General features: G+C 64.7%; 1 protein-coding gene. It reads right to left on the bottom strand.

The window, feature by feature from the left end; translation table 11 throughout:
• Positions 1 to 182 precede the first annotated feature (182 nt).
• The gene (locus I6U14_RS15060) at positions 183 to 1,469 is read right to left on the bottom strand and encodes an ISKra4 family transposase (protein WP_296900339.1); all 1,287 of its coding nucleotides are present in this window, start codon (positions 1,467 to 1,469) and stop codon (positions 183 to 185) included.
• Positions 1,470 to 1,771: the final 302 nt, after the last annotated feature.

Raw genomic sequence — 1,771 nt, 5'->3', positions numbered from 1 at the left:
CGTCAAAGTTTGAGAAGGGGCAGCGTCAGCATCGTTTGCAAGAGCATTTCCGGTAATCGCAGGATCACCCGCCTGGTGAGCGGCCAAGCCGGCCGGGAAGGCTGTCAATCGGTTATTCGGAAGCGCTTATCGCTGACAGCCGAAGGCGGCGTCGGCGGGGTGCGGCCCTGCAATGATGTGCCTCAGCAGGCGCACTCTGCCCCAAACTGATCGATCTTCTGCCAGAACTGCGTCCAGCGCCCGGCGGTATTCGTCAGCGCCCGCAGGCTGAGCACGATCTTGGCGCCGGTGTCCTTCCACCGCATGCCGGAGGCGCAGAGCCGTTGCTTGACGAGGCTCTTGCAGGCGGCCTCGGTCACGCCTGAGCCGATCGGCAGCCCCTCGGCGAGGAAGCCCGGGTAGTCCATGTGGTGGCGATGGTTGTTGAAGTAGGTCCAGGCGCTGTAGGCCTCGTCGCGCAGCGTCTGCGACAGGGACGAACGACGCGACAGCTGTGCCGCTTGCGCCACGAGCTCGTCGATCACGCTGTGATCGTGCTTGAGTCGGCGCGACTGCGCGTGGTGCCAGGCGGCACGCTTGTCTTCGCTGCCACGTTTCGGCCAACGCGCCTGTGCCAGCTTGCCGATGTATTCGGTGGCGTGGAAGAAGTCGAGCAGCTGACGGTCCGTGTGTTGGTCGAGGAAGGCCCAATTGCTCGCGGCACCGTCGGCGATGCCCAAGTAGCGCGCCTCGGGATAACGCTGCTTGGCGCGGGCGATCTCGCGCGCTAGGCGTTCGTTGAACGTCTGCTTGCCATACTCGGGTGCGGCGGCGAGGTAGATCGTGTGGCGACGCTCGCCGTCATGGTCGTAGAACGACAGGGTGCCGACCATGGCCTCGCGGTAGCCCGCGCTGTCGGCCATCGGGATCATGGCCCCGTCGAGGCTGACGGCGACGGTGGCGATGCCGCCGGTGAGCCGCGGCAGCTCGTAGTCCCAGTCCTCTTCCTTGGCCTCGGCGATGGTGCCGACCCACTCGGCAACGTTCTGGATGTAGGAGGCGGCCACCTTGCGGCCGTGGTTCTGTTCCAGATCCCGCTGCACGGCGCGCACGTTCAGCTGCGCGTACTTGTGGCTGACCTGACTGGCGAACAAGGGCGTGGCGCCGCGCACGATACGGGCCTGATGCTCCAGCGGACAGTAGATCCGCCCGCCGCGGGAGGTCTGGTAGACATAGCGTTCCACCTCGACCACGCCGTAGGGTGTCTGGTAGGGCTTGGGGTCGCGCCCGCGCGCGGTCAGCTTGATCGCTCCGACCCGCATCGGGCGCCCGTCGGTGTCGAAACGCTTGAGCGCCTCCTCCGTGGCGCAGCAACCCACCGCGTTGGCGGCCTCTTGGATCGCCGCCTCCATCTCCAGCAGGCTGCCTTCAAGGCGCACTGTCACCGAAATAGTCACCTCGTTCCCCGAACGGCTGAGCACTTGCGCCATGACCATCGATTCTTTCGTTGCTACAGAAGCTTGTAGCCTACTCCTCGAAACGACATCGTGTCGAGGCCGCACCCTCCCGAAGCGCGGACGCAGCCAGTCTCATGCAGGCATGTTTCACGAAATGTGCCTCATCAGCACTCGTTCGCCGGGCAGGCCATTGGAAACCATTCTCCCACCGCCCGCATGAAATTTCTCATCTTCCCTGAAACGACATGGACGCCCGTTCGCTTCGAGCATGTGACCTCAGTCCATGAGACGGAAATGAAGGAGCAGCAGCGTTGGGGTTCACGGCGGCCCCACCC

This window comes from Thiohalocapsa sp. (assembly GCF_019695415.1).
Classification (GTDB): Bacteria; Pseudomonadota; Gammaproteobacteria; order Chromatiales; family Chromatiaceae; genus Thiohalocapsa.
This window is presented reverse-complemented; position numbering and strand designations above follow the sequence as displayed.

Bases quoted from the DNA above. Each gene is read 5' to 3' on its own strand.
- I6U14_RS15060 (WP_296900339.1), bottom strand. From the start codon at position 1,469: ATGGCGCAAGTGCTCAGCCGTTCGGGGAACGAGGTGACTATTTCGGTG.